Origin of the sequence: Paenibacillus castaneae, from assembly GCF_002884445.1 — a bacterium.
Classification (GTDB): Bacteria; Bacillota; Bacilli; order Paenibacillales; family Paenibacillaceae; genus Pristimantibacillus; species Pristimantibacillus castaneae.
Genome location: NZ_KZ614144.1, coordinates 1075365 through 1091201, shown reverse-complemented (window position 1 = coordinate 1091201; position 15837 = coordinate 1075365). Strand labels below are relative to the sequence as shown.

The 15837-nt window shown below is 43.9% G+C and carries 12 protein-coding genes (1 of these 12 cut by a window edge); 5 read left to right on the top strand and 7 right to left on the bottom strand.

What is annotated here, in order from left to right:
* The 4 genes from CEF13_RS04560 to htpG all read right to left on the bottom strand — a co-directional run.
* Positions 1-873, bottom strand: the 5' portion of a protein-coding gene (locus tag CEF13_RS04560; RefSeq protein ID WP_102709628.1) for a serine hydrolase domain-containing protein. Its footprint begins 147 nt before the window's first position; 873 of the gene's 1020 nt are visible here — the first part of the coding sequence; it begins with the start codon at positions 871-873; its stop codon lies off the left edge, out of view.
* Positions 860-2668 (bottom strand): beta/alpha barrel domain-containing protein, encoded by a 1809-nt coding sequence (locus CEF13_RS04555; RefSeq protein WP_243864643.1) that lies wholly within the window; start codon positions 2666-2668, stop codon positions 860-862. Before CEF13_RS04555 ends, CEF13_RS04560 begins: the two co-directional genes overlap by 14 nt.
* Before the next feature lie 286 nt (positions 2669-2954).
* Positions 2955-4241: an ATP-binding protein gene (locus CEF13_RS04550; protein ID WP_166742858.1), complete on the bottom strand. Its 1287-nt coding sequence runs from the start codon at positions 4239-4241 to the stop codon at positions 2955-2957.
* A gap of 280 nt (positions 4242-4521) precedes the next feature.
* Complete coding sequence (gene htpG, locus CEF13_RS04545) at positions 4522-6402, bottom strand: molecular chaperone HtpG (protein ID WP_102709625.1); 1881 nt, start codon at positions 6400-6402, stop codon at positions 4522-4524.
* Between the two features lie 519 nt (positions 6403-6921).
* On the opposite strand from htpG, the gene CEF13_RS04540 reads away from it, so the two are divergent.
* The 5 genes from CEF13_RS04540 (at position 6922) to CEF13_RS04520 (ending at position 12549) form a co-directional block, all read left to right on the top strand.
* Positions 6922-8322 carry a stalk domain-containing protein gene (locus tag CEF13_RS04540; protein WP_102709624.1) on the top strand — a complete coding sequence of 467 codons (1401 nt, stop codon included), beginning with the start codon at positions 6922-6924 and terminating at the stop codon, positions 8320-8322.
* A 20-nt stretch (positions 8323-8342) separates the two neighbouring features.
* Positions 8343-9206: a phosphate ABC transporter substrate-binding protein gene (locus tag CEF13_RS04535; RefSeq protein ID WP_102709623.1), complete on the top strand. Its 864-nt coding sequence runs from the start codon at positions 8343-8345 to the stop codon at positions 9204-9206.
* A gap of 172 nt (positions 9207-9378) precedes the next feature.
* Complete coding sequence (pstC, locus tag CEF13_RS04530; RefSeq protein WP_102709622.1) at positions 9379-10341, top strand: phosphate ABC transporter permease subunit PstC; 963 nt, start codon at positions 9379-9381, stop codon at positions 10339-10341.
* A 23-nt stretch (positions 10342-10364) separates the two neighbouring features.
* Entirely contained in the window at positions 10365-11243 is an 879-nt protein-coding gene (gene pstA, locus CEF13_RS04525) for a phosphate ABC transporter permease PstA (RefSeq protein WP_166742861.1), read from the top strand.
* Positions 11244-11436: 193 nt separating this feature from the next.
* Positions 11437-12549: a polysaccharide deacetylase family protein gene (locus CEF13_RS04520; protein WP_102709620.1), complete on the top strand. Its 1113-nt coding sequence runs from the start codon at positions 11437-11439 to the stop codon at positions 12547-12549.
* 108 nt (positions 12550-12657) lie between these two features.
* On the opposite strand, the gene CEF13_RS04515 is transcribed toward CEF13_RS04520, so the two are convergent.
* The 3 genes from CEF13_RS04515 to CEF13_RS04505 all read right to left on the bottom strand — a co-directional run bounded on the left by CEF13_RS04515 (position 12658) and on the right by CEF13_RS04505 (position 15836).
* The gene (locus CEF13_RS04515) at positions 12658-13476 is read right to left on the bottom strand and encodes a carbohydrate ABC transporter permease (protein ID WP_102709619.1); all 819 of its coding nucleotides are present in this window, start codon (positions 13474-13476) and stop codon (positions 12658-12660) included.
* Positions 13473-14387 (bottom strand): carbohydrate ABC transporter permease, encoded by a 915-nt coding sequence (locus CEF13_RS04510; protein ID WP_102709618.1) that lies wholly within the window; start codon positions 14385-14387, stop codon positions 13473-13475. Before CEF13_RS04510 ends, CEF13_RS04515 begins: the two co-directional genes overlap by 4 nt.
* 93 nt (positions 14388-14480) lie before the next feature.
* A complete protein-coding gene (locus tag CEF13_RS04505) occupies positions 14481-15836 on the bottom strand; it encodes an ABC transporter substrate-binding protein (RefSeq protein ID WP_102709617.1) in 1356 nt (451 codons plus the stop codon).
* Between the last annotated feature and the right edge of the window lies 1 nt (position 15837).

Here is a 15837-nt window from a genome sequence, read left to right as displayed (position 1 = left end):
TACATATTGTCCCCCATAGCCGGACGCAAACGCATAATCAATACCTTCACAAGTTGAGATCCACCACAAATAGCCATATTGTGCATAATTGGACCAGCCTTCGGATTTATATGTAAGTGATTCGTCTACCCAGCCAGAAGGCAGAATACGTTGACCGTTCCAAACACCATCAGCTAAGTACAATTGCCCGAACCGTGCAAGAATTCGAGGAGTAAGAAACATATTTGTTCCGCCCCAGTTAATGCCTTGAGGATCACTTTCCCAATAAAGGGGCACTGGAATGCCAAGAGGCCAGAAGAGCATACGGCTAGCATAATATGAAGCTGGTACATTCGTAACCTTTGATATGATTGCGGATAAAAGATGAGTCGAGCAGGTACAGTACTGAAATCTTTCTCCCGGCTTCGAGGATAATGGTATCTCCAGAATGGATTGAAGCCAACTTGGACTTCTCCAAATCTCCAACATCTCTGCACTATTTTCTTCAATTTCTAATCCATGTGTCATAGATAGCAGATGGCGAATTTGCAAGCCGTTAAGGTTCTTCAGCATCTCCACAGGCAATTCAGATTCAGGAATAATATCAACAATATACTGATCCACCGATTGAATGAGTCCATCTCTAATTGCAATTCCCACTAGAGCGTTCATTATACTTTTGGTTATTGATTTTATGCTAAAAGCTGAGGAGAACGCTGCCCCTGAACGGTAACGCTCGAATACTAACTGCGCATCCTTCACAATCAGAAGGCTGTACATACTAGGAAACTCATTCACGAGCTTGTCATAAGCCAACTCTAGTTTTTGAGAATTTAAATTGGCTGCTTCAGGGTCTCGTACTGTAAATGGAATAGGCTCATCAATCCGATGCATTTGTCGTGATTACCTCCATATTCAAAAATGAATGTCTAGGTTTTAGCATTAGATAAGGATAGAGCAGAATAATGCCACAAACATACAGAAGCAATGCAAAAACAGCAGGCAGCAAATGCCAGAAATCGGTATAGCCTATTCCGAAATGAACGCTGAAACCCGCATAGAAGCCCGGCGCTCCTCCAAGCAATAAGGTCCACCAAAGCCAACGCTCTCCTTGCCCTATTCCCCATAACGCAATAATCAGGATGGCTATTGCATCACATAACAAGGCTCCTCCAAAACCGGCCCGATCATGGGCTATCAATGGAATTAATTTCGGATTTGCTTCATTTAATTGAGCATTTGTTGTATGCATATACGCAAGATCCTGTGTTACGAATACATCTGTCACACCTTTTACAGCAATCGTTATACCGCCAATGGCTAGCGCAAAACCAAGTACGACGAAGCATAGCTGACCCCACATGGCGATTCGCCATACTCGATCATTATGAACATTCACCGGTTTGCGATTAGGCAAATCTGGGTTTTTGCGCATTGATAGAATGAACATTGGAAATAGCAATGCAGCAGCCAGTGCATGCAGAGGATCAAAATATCCATATCCCCAATATAGAAAAAAGCTTAAAAAGCCAGCTATACCGGAGGTCATTAAAGCTGTTTTGGTCCAGTGTAAACTACATTTCAAACCGTATCTTGCAAGCTGTGCATACAATATACCGATAGAAATCATTGTTCCTGCCAATGTAATCCGATCATGAGACATGAAATGCAGCAGTCGATGATTAACATGACTTATTTCCTCAATAGATAAGCCTATAAAATCCAAGTCATAGGGTAATAGAACGGACGTAGCCGCAATGATCCATGAAAGTATGCCGCCAATAATCATGCCTAAGCCGAGCAGGAACATCCAGCCCCAGTGCTTCCAAAACGATGGCGGCTTTGAAGCAGGTGTTTGCCTGACTTGCTCATAGATGATGGCATCATTAATTCGCTTAGGCAAGCCCGGCCCCGCATAGACTAATCCACTGTGCAGCATAATGAGGTTTGCGCCCGCTTCCCAAAGCTCCAGCGCATCCATTGGTTCGTGAACTCCGCCTCCTGCTTTAATAATCAACGACGGATTACAATGATTCCGTATTTGAGTTATTTTTTGCAAGGAGAGCGCTTTACTATCTCTACCAACAAGCATACCCTCACCGTCATGGATAGCTTCACCAATAACAACGCCGCTCCAGAAAGCGGATTGCGGTAAATTCAGCAAATATATGAGCTTCTCATTGGAGTATTCCGGCGGAACATACAAAAATAAAGGCGTTTGAGAATGATGGTACGCAGTAACTAGTGCTGGCAAGCCCTCTATTATAGTAAAAGATTCCTCCCAGCTTCTGTTGCCGCAAAAAACATCTACATAAAGCCCTGCGGCCTCGCTGAGATTGAATCGCTTCAGCATGAAACCGAGCTCATGAAGCGCCTGCTCAGGCGAAGCACCCGGCAGTGGTGTCATTCGCACCATTTGCGGCAGAGCATGCTGAGGCATTGCCATACGTTCGATAATTCTCTCAACGCCTTCATTCTCGTAATATGACGGATACCGAATCGTTTCATGTTCATAGTCGTTCTCAATAGGTGCTGAATCCGTAATAGGCTTCACCGTGACTGGCCCATGTTCAATGAACCCGAATCCGAGTTGGGCAAATGCTTTATGAGCAATTCCTTGTCCATCTACCCCGCCCGAAATGCCAATAGGAGTATCAAGTGCGATTCCAGCAGCATTACACTCCAGCAAGGGGGAGGGTTCCATATGTCCAAATGTTCTAATAACAAAAGGGCCTAAAGGCAATCTGCTTAATGTGCCCATGGTTCTCAATGTAATGGATCGACTTAAACGAGAAGGCAATTTAAAAAGTAAAGGGCGAAAAAGCGTCTGATAAGACCAATCCGGCATATGAGTTCTCCTCATTCTTCGTAAGCGTATGCTTAGGTTTGCGAATGCAAACCTCTCTTCGTAAGCGTATGCTTAGGTTTGCGAATGCAAACCTTTCTTCGTAAGCGTGTGCTTAGGTTTGCGAATGCTAGCCTTGCTTCATGGTTGGAGTAATAGGTAAATGAAGTGTGAATTCACTGCCCTTGCCCTTTGCGCTTCTGAGCGTAAGCTTGCCTCCGAGCAGCTTGGCGAGCTGTTGACTGATGGAAAGTCCGAGTCCGGTGCCTTCATATTTCCGATTAATAGTACCGTCCTCCTGCTGGAAAGCATCAAAGATGAGAAGCTGGTTGTTTTCCTCAATCCCGATTCCGGTATCCTTAACGGTAAACAAAACGAAGCTGTTCGCAGGATCCAACGATACACGTAGAGTAATACTTCCCTGGTCTGTAAATTTAACAGCGTTGGAAAGCAAGTTGCGTAGTATTTGGCTTAGCCTCAATGCATCGGTTACGATTACCTCCGGCACCTCAGCGCTCACATGAATTTTAAAGTCCAGTTGTTTCTTCTCCGCCATCGGAAGAAGCTGATAATAAACGAGCTGCGTCACATCCTCGATTGAAGAAGCTGCCCAATCTATTTCCATTTTCCCTGCCTCCACCTTGGAGAGGTCAAGAATATCATTGATGATTCGAAGCAGCTCATTGCTAGACTCATGAATAATGTCCGCATATTGCTGATGCTCTTCTTGCACCTTATCATTGTCGTTTTCACGAATGAGCTGGGATAGAATGATAATACTGTTGAGCGGTGTTCGGAGCTCATGTGACATATTAGCCATGAAATCCGATTTATATTTCGATGCTTGTATAATTTGAAGCGCTTGTCCCTCCAGTTCCTTCTTTGCCGCACTAAGCTCTTCCGTTTGCTTAAGAAGGAGCTTATTCTTGCAGCTAAGCTCGTCCACTCGAAGCTGCTCCTTATAAAAATCATGAATAATAAACAAGAAAAAAGCTCCAAGCAATAACCCAAGCGGTAAAGTATACGGCATTACTTGTTTAAAATAGAGCGCTCGCGGCACTGCTCCAAAGATCAATATACCCGCAACTTGTGAGATATTAATGGCTAGAAGTGAAATCGTCGCCTTCAAGCGATAATTCCATTCCTTTTTTCGTGCGTATAGCATCACAAGTCCCGCAGCGACCAGACCCAGTAAGAAAATATTAAGAGATCCGGTTACCGCATTGAACGACATTCCATTAACGAAATATCTCGCGCCCGCCATTCCAAGACCAATTAGAACAATATGCCGGGGATTGCTGAACATAAGCGTCGCTACAATAATCGGCACGTTACGCAAATCAAAGAGAGGACCCTCGTTCATCTTCACTCCAACACTCATAGCTAGCCAGCCGGAAAAAATAAATATGACAATCAAGAAGATATGTCTCGTCAGGTAAGAGTATTTCTGAATGAGGTTTTTATATAGCAAATTAAAAAGATAAGAACTGGTGATAAGGATACTTATGTTTATAAAAAAAGTCGCGTAAAAGTTCATGGCATAGCCTTCCTCCCATGCCTACATTGTACACTATGCCAAAATCTAATACTATGAACTTTTGGCTATTTTTCCAATAAGAGTTTGTTCGGCTACTCCAGATAATAGAGGAAAAATCCCATCAAAAAAACCTCCTGAAATCAGGAGGTTTTTGCTATAACTAGACCATGATTTTACAAATATCGTTCGTGAACTCCACAGGATCCTGAATCGGCAAGCCTTCTATAAGCAGCGCTTGAGTATATAGTAGGTTGGTATAGAGATTCAGCTTCTCTTTATCATTCAAGTAAGCGGCTTTCAAGGATTGATATACTTCATGATTGATATTGATTTCTAATACCTTGTCCGCTTTTACATCTTGGCTGTTTGGCATCGCCTTTAATATTTTTTCCATCTCGATCGTTACTTCACCTTCAGCGGATAAGCAAACCGGATGGGATTTCAGACGCTTAGAAGCTTTCACGCTCGATACTTTTCCAGCTAGAATGGTGCTCATTTGCTCGAAAAGATCTTTGCTTTCGCTCTCTTCTGTATCCGCTTTGTTGTCGGAGGCATCCGATTCAATGCCCAGATCACCGCTCGATACAGATTTAAATTCTTTCTCCTTGTATTTCGCAATTACTTTGATAGCAAATTCATCGATGTCATCGGTAAAGTACAGCATCTCGTAGCCTTTATCCGATACCAGCTCAATTTGCGGCAGCTTTTCTATTCTTTCAATCGATTCGCCGGATGCATAATAAATGTATTTCTGATCCTCAGGCATTCTCGAAACGTATTCATCTAGAGAAACCAGCTTCTTCTCCTTGGAGGAATAGAACAACAGCAGATCTTGGAGATCATCTTTATTGACGCCGTAATCATTGTATACGCCAAATTTCAATCCTCTGCCAAATGATTTATAGAACTGCTCATACTTTTCTCTTTCATCCTTCAAAATGCTTTGCAATTGGCTTTTGATTTTGTTCTTAATGTTTTTGGCGATGAGCTTAAGCTGTCTGTCATGCTGCAGCAGCTCTCGTGAAATGTTAAGCGACAAATCTTCTGAATCGACCATGCCTTTCACAAAGCTGAAATAATCAGGAAGCAGGTCTGAGCATTTATCCATAATGAGCACGCCATTGGAATAAAGCTCTAAGCCCTTCTCATATTCTTTTGTATAATAATCAAACGGCGTATTTTCTGGAATAAACAAAATGGCATTATAAATTACAGCGCCATCCGCGTTAATATGAAGATGCTTAATCGGCTGGTCGAAGCCGTAACGTTTCTCGAAATAGAAATTGTTATAGTCCTCGGTTGTCAGCTCATTTTTACTTTTGCGCCAAATAGGCACCATGCTGTTTAAAGTCTGTTCTTCTTGATGCTCCTCGAACTCGTTTTCACTGCCTTCTTTGAGCTTTTGTTCTTTTACGTCCATCTTAATTGGGTATCGAATAAAGTCGGAGTATTTCTTGATAATGGCTCTTAAGCGATACGGCTCAAGATATTCATCATACTGCTCGTCCTCCGTGTTTTCTTTAATTCTCAAAATAATTTCAGTTCCGACCGTTTCCTTCTCGCAAGGCACAATCGTATAACCGTCAGAATCTTTGGATTCCCACTTGAAAGCCTCATCGCTGCCCAAAGCTTTGCTGATTACCGTAACCACATCTGCTACCATGAAGGCGGAATAGAAGCCAACACCGAACTGACCGATAATATTATGGCCATCTTTGATTTCATTTTCATTTTTGAATGCGAATGAGCCGCTCTTGGCAATAATCCCGAGGTTATTTTCAAGATCCTCCTTCGTCATCCCGATACCTGTATCTGTAATAGTCAATGTACGGTTTGCTTGGTCAGCTGCTACTTTAATGTAGTAACTCTCTTTGTTGAACACTAATTGATCATCAGTTAGAGCTTTGTAATATATTTTGTCAATGGCATCGCTCGCATTAGAAATAAGTTCTCTTAAGAAGATTTCTTTCTGCGTGTAAATGGAATTAATCATCATTTCCAGCAATCTCTTTGATTCTGCTTTAAATTGTTTTTTCGCCATGGTTGAAACTCCTTTCAATTCATAAATAACAAGTTTCGTCTCGTGATTAGCACTCTAATAATTAGAGTGCTAATTCTTCCTTTTATATAACACATAATTGTTTTTAGTGTCAATATGATCATCAATGAACGCCGTTGTTTTATCGACAATAATCGAAAATCAATTAAGTATCTTCTATATATGTGTTGAAATAGTTCAGCTTGAAGAAATCAGCAAGAAGCATCCATTACTGGACGCTGATAATACGGAAGAAGCCCTCAATTTCTGAGGGCTTTTTTCTATTTAATGCATTCTCATATCTTTCCTCTAACGTTTACAAATTCCATACAAATTCTAAATATTGGGATAACAAAACGTTGCTATTATCAAGTGGAAAAGAATAACAAGCATAAGCAATCAAGAAAAGTTCCGAACTAACCTGCCTGGGAGGGATCGAGCCAACTATACATACCGACTAAGGCTGTCGGAGATTCGGTTTATAAAAAAAAATACCCCATTTGAGAAAGGTGACATTATTCCATGCAAATGAAAAAAGCAATGGTAATCTCGATGATCGCAGCAGCAATTAGCGCAACAGCAGTCACTCCTGTATTCGCACAAACGGCAGCAGGCCAGCACGCTGTGCAAATTGAACAATCCACTTTTCTAGTTAATGCAAACCCGTATTCGATTCGCACGATAGTCGATGGCGATGTCACGCTTGCTTCCGTTCGCGACATAACGAACGCACTAGGCGCTACACTGCATATTAACAAAGACCACACTGTTGTTGTGAAGTTTGGAAATAACACAGTAAAGCTAAAAATTGCTTCAAAAACAATTGATGTTAACGGAGTAGCCACTCCTCTGAATTACCCGGCGAAAGAAGTAGCTTACTCCACATTCATCGAACCTCAAGCATTTGTTAAAGCGCTTGGTGGCACTTATGAGGACAACACCATCTCCACCGTTCAACTGCTTGAAGGCGCAGAGCGTGCTGTCTGGGTTAACTCTTCCCAGCTTATCGTCTCCAATACTGCTGATAAGGGCCGCGAGGATTACTTAGTAAACGCAGCAACAGGCAAATACGAGCTGCTTCTTGCATCCGAAGATACATCCGATCTTATTCTTTCTCCAGATGGCAGAAGCGCTGCTTATTCCGATGCGAATGGCGCCGTATACACAATTGATCTAAGCAGCAAGAAATCAACTCAAATCAGCACAGACGACTCGATCAAGAACGAACTGCAATGGTCCAAAGACGGCACGTCCCTCTTCTTCCTGCAAGGGGACAAAAGCTCTGTTATCGCTAAGCTTACAGTAGCAGACGGAAAAGTGTCCAAAGTACTGGAAGACAAAGTTGACTACAAGGCGAATCTTGAAATATCAACAGACGGAACGAAATTTGCGTTCTACGTCTTCAAACAACCGAAGGTTACAGCTGACAGCAACAAGGATGTTGAGCTTGACGATGTTGCAATTGATGCTACAGGCACTGAGCCGCAAATCTACTATTACAACACTGCTGCTGCGGACAATAAGCCCGTACAGCTTACCAAGGATACAGCTGATAAAGTGTTCCTTAAGTTGTCAGCAGACGGCTCCAAAGTAAGCTACATCAGCGAGAGCGCAGACGATGCAAGCATCGGACAGCTCATCACAGTGGATAATACAGGAAAAGCAAGCACACCTCTATTCGCAGAGAAAGACGTCTACCAACTGGTTCAAGGCGGAAGCAAGCTATATCTGCTAACGGCTGATGGTAACAGCACGAACGCTATTTATGAAATTGACAGCGCAACGGGTGCGAGCAGACTTGTACAGACTGTGACTGACCGCGCGTCAGAACTGATTATATCGAATAATTCGGATATTGCGGCACTTATCGAAGGTCAACTGGCTGTGTTTGTTAACGGAAATTGGAAAAATATAACTAACTAATTAATTGGAGGTCATTCCTAATGAAATGGTTTAAACAACTCACGATCGCTGCGCTTATTGCCGTAGTCGGCTTCAGCTCTGTTCCCGCTTCAACTTCTACGGTTCATGCTGCGAGCAAGCTAACCGGCAAAATCGTCATTAACGGCTCGTCGGCTCTTCTGCCATTGACGCTTCAAGCGGCTAATGAATTCAAAAAGCTGAATCCAAAAGTGAAAATTTCAGCGTCTGCTGCAGGTTCGATCACAGGACCTCAGGCTGTACGCAAAGGAATCGCTGACATTGGAGCTGTAGACTGGGATGCTACCAAGGACGTACCAGGCTTCAAAAAATTTGACGGCCAAGTCGCTCATAAAGTAGCTATTATTCCTTTCGCAACTGTAGTTAACAAAAACGTAGGCGTAACGAATCTGACTACAAAAGATCTGCAAGGGATCTTCTCCGGCAAAATCAAAAACTGGAAAGACGTAGGCGGCAAAGATGCAGAAATCATCGTTGTAAACCGTACTTTCGGATCAGGAACTCGCGTTAACTTCCAAGACAAGGCGCTCGATGGCACCGACTTTATGACTAAAGGCGACAACTACAAAGAAGTCAAAACAAGCGGCGACATGAAGACAACAATTGAAACGACGCCTAATGCGATCGGTTATATGGACCTTGCCTATGTAACAGACAAAATGACTGCACTTAAAATTAACGACATCGCGCCAACTGAGGCTAACGTCATTAACGGCAAATATAAAGTTTGGGGCTACGGCTACTTTATGACTAAGGGCGAGCCTACTGGAGCAACAAAGGAATTCATCGAATATATTCAAAGCACGAAGTTCCAAAACGGATCGTTGAAAAAGCTGAAATTTATTCCAATCTCAGCAATTAAATAGTTTCGATTCCAAGGAGCGGTCGGCTTGCGCAAAGGAGCGCTTAAGCCGGCCGTTCTTTACTTCTAATCGCAGGGATATCCTTAATCTTATCCTGTTCATATTTCAAAACGGATCGAGCTTCGCTGCCATAGGGCCAACGACAGCCGATTCCACTAAGAGGAGCCTATTATATATGTTGGAATCCACTCAGGTTGGTCCGCAGCCGCGACGCTCTGCTGAGCTAGGCACAGCTATTCTGTCAGGCAGCAGCAAGCCGTTTGACCGGAGATCTCGCTTATTTTTCACAAATCGTCTTTTCCGTTACGTCTGCATCGCCGCTGCCGGTTTTGTTTGCCTTATCCTCTTGCTGATTCTGCTCTTAATGTTCCGCACCGGTGTTCTGACATTCAATAACATTTCAATGACAGAATTTTTCTTTTCCACGGAGTGGAATCCCGAGAATGAACAATACGGTGCGCTCACTTTCATCTTCGGCACCTTTGCTCTTACGGCGTTAACGCTATTAATCTGCGTGCCTGTATCCTTAATCATTGCTGTATTTCTTTCCGTCTTCGTACCGTCATGGCTCAAAAACATGCTACGTCCGGTTCTGGATCTGCTCGTCGGTATCCCTTCCGTCGTCTACGGCTACCTCGGTTTAACCGTGCTTATTCCTATCATTCGAAATGTTACCGGCAGCGGAATGGGCGATGGGCTGCTCGCAGCAGCGCTAGTTCTGACCATTATGGTACTGCCTACTGTAAGCCGTATAAGTGATGATGCTATCAGTGCTGTTCCAGCCAAATTCAGCGATGCTTCATACGCGCTGGGCGCGACAAGATTTCAAACGGTGTGGAGAGTACAGCTTCCATCTGCCAAAAGCGGTATTATGTATGCAGTAATACTTGGTATGGCTCGTGCGGTCGGGGAGACGATGGCCGTCGTTATGGTAATCGGCAATACGCCGCAACTGGCAGACAGCCTGCTCAAACCAACCTCCGTGCTTACGAGCAACATCGTCATGCAAATTTCCAACGTTCCTTTTGACTCCACTTGGAACTACGCTCTTTATATGATGGGCTTCCTGCTGCTCGTTATTTCTCTAGTTATGATCGTTGCCATTCGATGGCTTCAAAGAAAGGGTGCACAAGCATGAAGCAAGCTCTCCCTACTGCCTCCATGGACAATCCATTTAGCAGCAAGCACGGCCTTAATCGACTAAAAGACCGGCTGTTCACCGGCGTTGTTTGGTCGCTTGGCATCCTTATCATTGTATTTATATTCGGTCTGCTTTATCTCATTTTGCAGGATGGGCTGCCTAAGCTGACTTGGGATTTCCTATTCGGCTTGCCAAGTGAAATTGAAGAAGGCGGCGGCATCGGTCCCACCCTGCTCAATTCCTTTTATATTTTGTTTATTTCCTTGATTATTTCGATCCCGCTCGGAATGGCAGCAGGCATTTATTTGGCTGAATTCGCCCCTGACAATAAGCTGATCGGCTTCGTTCGCATTTGTGTAGAAGGACTCGCTTCCGTGCCGTCCATCATCTTCGGATTATTCGGAATCGCTTTGTTTGTCGAATATTTTGAAATTGGCTTAACCATTCTTGGAGGAGCGGTCAGTCTTGCCTTCCTCAATCTTCCAGTCCTTACTCGTGTAACCGAAGAGTCAATCCGTGCGGTTCCTAAGGAGCTTAAGAGTGCCTCCTTCGCACTTGGCGGCACTCACCTGCAGACGATTACACGCGCGCTTATTCCTGCTGCACTTAACGGCATCATAACAGGCATCTGCCTTGTGGCTGGTCGTGCGTTCGGGGAAAGTGCAGTCATCATCCTAACCGCAGGCGTGACAACCTCAGGCGAAATGTGGGATTTCAGCCTCTTCTCGCCTGGTGCAACGCTTGCCGTTCACCTCTGGTACGTTCAATCCGAGGCTATTGTTGGCGATGCGCAGGAGATTGCCCAGAAAGCAGCTGCCGTTCTCGTATTCGTCGTGCTGATCATTAATTTAGTGTTCCGTATCCCACTATGGCTAAATTCCCGCCGTACCAAGCGATAATAGAATCACTTTACGATTCTAAACCGAGGGAGGCTCTCAAGCTTGAGAGCCTCCTTCGTCATTCCATACTTCGACGAATGAATGACATAATCTTTTCGTCCAATTCAAATTAACCTATGTTATAATCACCTAATATATAATTTTGAGGATTCTGCATTTTACTATTACTTATTGGTATGGAGAGGCACGCAATATGACATTAAAAAGAAGATTTATCGTATTATCGCTACTGTTATTGGTCGGCACTATCGTTCTCAGCTACTTTGTCGTGCAAAGGTATCATTCAAAAATTCCTGTTTTAAATCGAATGTTTAGCAGCGAGACAAACAGCACAAACACTGTCGTCTTCCCTTACGAGGGATTGCAGCCTGAATCCAATGATCCAAACGGGATCTATTATGAGAATCGTGTCATCGTATTGATGTATCACGATCTTGATCCAGATCCGATTGAAGTAAGCACGCTGTCCGTCGCTAATTTCGAGAAACAATTAGAACTAATGAGAGATAATAACTTTCACTGGATTACGATGAGCCAATACAGGGATTTTATATTGCATTCCGCTCCTGTCCCAGTGAACGCTGTTCTTCTTACATTCGACGATGGCTATGAATCGCTGTACAAATATGCATATCCCATTCTACAGAAGTACCAAGCACCTGCATCCAGCTTCCTTATTGTCAATTCGATCGACAATCCGAAGCACTATGGGATGAAGAAAGTATCATGGGAACAAGTCCAGCTGATGCAAAAAAATGGAATTGAGTTTTTCAGCCATACCTACGATTCACATACCTATCTCCCGGCTGATGAATCTAATGAAAAGCAAGTAGCCATGCTCGCTGATAAAATTTATTTGAAAGATCAGAAACGACAGGAAACAGAGCAAGAATATGTGCAGCGCGTGACGAAGGACTTAAGTGAAGCTAATGATCTGCTGCACGAGAAGCTCGGTATACAGAATAATGTGCTCGCCTTTCCTTTCGGCGGCTTCTCAAAGTCGCTGCTTAAAGTGTGCAAGGACCTGGGCATAGATATAACGCTGACCGTGAAGGCCGGTATTAACAAGCCTGGACAATATAATGGCTTCCGCGTAAACGCGGGCGGCATGACTAATGATCCGGTACTGCAGCTATCCCTCATGAAGCACGGCAAAAAACTGCTTGGCGGCATTCATTTTGATGACACTGCCAAAGCCCGCCATTACACACTAAGCTCATTCGTTGTGCTTGTGGTGATCGGTGCTGTATGGCTATGGACAGCGATCAGATTGATTGCTGCGAGAAGACGCCAATTGAGAGCGTGAAACACGAAAAAACAGGCATCTTTCGCACGAGTTAATCGCGCAGAAGATGCCTGTTTTATGCTGCCGTCTTAACCAGCAGTTCTTTCTATTAACGCTAGTCAGATCATCCTACCCCTTAACCGAGCCTGCTGTTAAACCCCGAATGAAGCTTTTGGAACCAATTGCGAACAAAAGAAGCACTGGAATTGTACCTAGTGTTAAGCCTAATATTTGAGCAGCCAAGTCCGTACGATACGCGTCTCCCAGCGCGGTAATTCCAAGCGGTATCGTATAAAGCTCCGGTTTGTTAATAATAATGAGCGGAAGCAAGTAATTATTCCATGACCATAAGAAGACAAGAAGTGAGAGCGTCGTAATGGCAGGATAAATGAAAGCCACCACAATGCGGAAAAATACGCCTACATCTGAACAGCCGTCCATTCGCGCACTCTCCAGCACTTCCATAGGAACAGCGCTTTTGATAAACTGCGTCATCCAGTACACGCCGAATGCATTAGCAACCCAAGGCATGATGAGCGGAAGCAATGTACCTGACAAGGTGAGATAGCGCATCTCTATGACATAGGCAACCAGACCAAGCTGTCCAGGTATCATCATCGTAAGCAGCACTGCTGCGAATATTTTGTTCTTGTATTTAAAATGATGCTTAGCGAAAGCAAAGCCTGCGAATGCGCTGACGAATACCGATAGCACCGTACTTGCCAGCGATACGATCAAGCTGTTCAAATAAACTAGATCGAAACGGCTTGCCGCCACCGTTTTGAAATTTTCGAGCAAGTACGTACCTGGCACTAAAACTATTTTTGTAAAAAGGTCTTCGTTCTGATACGTTCCCATAATCAGCATAATATAGAAAGGCAGCAGCGCGAATACAGAAAGAATAGCAATCGCGGTAGTTGAAAAGACCGTGCGCAAGGAGGGGCTCATTCCGGTTCCCCCCTATAAAATCTTGCGCCAATAAAGGAGAAGCACGCAATGATTAGACATAATCCATAAGCAATAGCTGCACCAAGGCCATAACGAGTCATGCTTCCGTACGCAGTATCATACATATTCCAAACCGTCGTTAAACAGCATCTATCCGGTCCACCGATAACAGCCGCACTCGAACCCATGCCAGCCCCTCCGAGCAGCAGCATCGGTTCCTCCAGCAGTTGAAACCCTCCGATAATGCCGGTGATTACAATGAAAATAGTAACTGGCTTCAGAAGCGGAAGCGTAATCGAGATAAACGTACGCATACCCGATGCTCCATCCACCTGTGCAGCTTCATTCAAATCCTTTGGTATATTGGCAAGACCAGCCAAATAAAAAATCATCGTATATCCAAAGCCCTTCCAAAACAGCATTACAATAATAACCATTCTTGCATACAGAGGATCACCCAGCCAATAGATCCCCTCGTCGATCAATCCCAAATGAAGTAAAATTTTATTAACAAATCCCGACTGCCAGTCAAACAGCAAGTTGAACATCAATCCTACAGCGACCGGTGTTACAATATAGGGAAGAAAATTGACTAATTGAAAAAAGCCCTTCCACTTAACCCAGCGGCTGTAAAGCAGCGAGGCGATTATTAATCCAAAAATAATTTGAAGCGGCAGCGTAAATGATACAAACAGCAGCGTATTGCCGACTGATTTAAAGAAATAAGAATCGGGATTGAATAGAAATTTATAGTTGTCAAATCCGACGAATGTTTTTTCGCTGATCCCGTTCCAGCTCGTCAAGCTGACGTATAATGAAAAGATCATTGGGATCAGGCCGAATGCCAAATAAAACAGCATGTACGGCGAAAGGAAAAAGTAAGGCACCCATCTTCTTTTTACGGCATCCATCGTTCACACTCCCAACTATTAAACATGCTGTGAAAGGAAAAGCGGCCAAGGGAAAGGCCGCTTTCTCTCATGCTGCAACTCGTGAATTACAAATTACTCCCAAACAATGCTCGGAGCTTTCGCTTTCAATTCTTTTTGAATCTTATCCAACGCCTGATCTACGCCGAATGAATTGTCTTTGGCTAACGTTTGAATGACTATATTCATAGCGTCGTCCAGAACTAAATCATTAATATTTTCCGGCATATCCGTTGTTGACTCTGAAATATTGACGAAAAATTTATGACCGATATCTTGAGTTCCGAAGTTCCGCCATGTCCATTTCGTGAAGGAAGCGTCCTCGTAAGCTTTTTTGAAGTGCGTGAACACGCCATCGGTTTTCTGCGCTTCTGCGCCTTCCTGCGACATTGAAACAAATTCGATCCATTTCCATGCGAGCTCACCGTTTTTGGCGCCTTTCGGTATACCATGAGAGGAGCCCCCTCTAATAAAGCCGCCATTAGGAGGCACCATTAGTGCCCAGCGGTCATCCTTCTTGTCGTTTGGCCCGATTACATATTGCGGCATCCATACCGGACAAATCGCAAATATGTATTTATCTCCTCCGAATGCGGCGTTCCAAGCAGGCGTCCATTGATCAAGCTTATCTATAATTCCTGAATCACGGAATTTGACTAGCGTAGTTACCGTTTTAGTAAGCATCGGCACATTCAGCTTTTCTCCGTCAAAATACGGCTCAGTCCGTTGGCCCTTCAGCGTTTGATTCACGTCCCCAAGGCTTGGGAACATTCTCACTTTACCGCCGCTTTGCTGCAGAACCTCTTTCCCTTTCTCGATAAATACATCCCAGTCCGTAAACATAGCTTCCATTTCCTCAGGATTATCGGTTCCGAAATATTGTTTAGCAAGTGGTTTAATATAAGCAATTCCGGCAACGCTCATATCATCTGGAATAGAGATCATATGACCGTCTTTGGAGAAGCTTGCTGAGTCATAATCGAACAGAATCGATTTGTCTGCATGGTAGGGTCCATCTTCAAGATTTTCGAGAATATCCATATCAAATATTTTCGCTTTCTGCCCGCTCTCGATTCTTACGACATCCGGAAGCTCGCCTCCCGACGCGATGGTCGTTTGCAGTTTTTTGGAAATATCCTCTGCCGCAACATTAACGCGCTTAAGCTTAATATTCGGATACTTGGCGTTAAATGCAGCTAGTGCGGTATCATGCTCCGGCTCCCATGTCCATAAAACAAATTCCCCCTTATAATCCTCGTTTCCTTTGATCGTTTGATCGGCTTTCGTATCATCTACAGCCCCTTTATTGTTCTTTCCAGTGTCAACCGTTTTATTGCTTGAGTTGCCTCCTCCGCATGCTGCGAGCAAGCCTAAAAGCATCATAATAGTAATCAGCAGGCTGAGCCTCTTGGCCCCTTGTGATATAAGCATG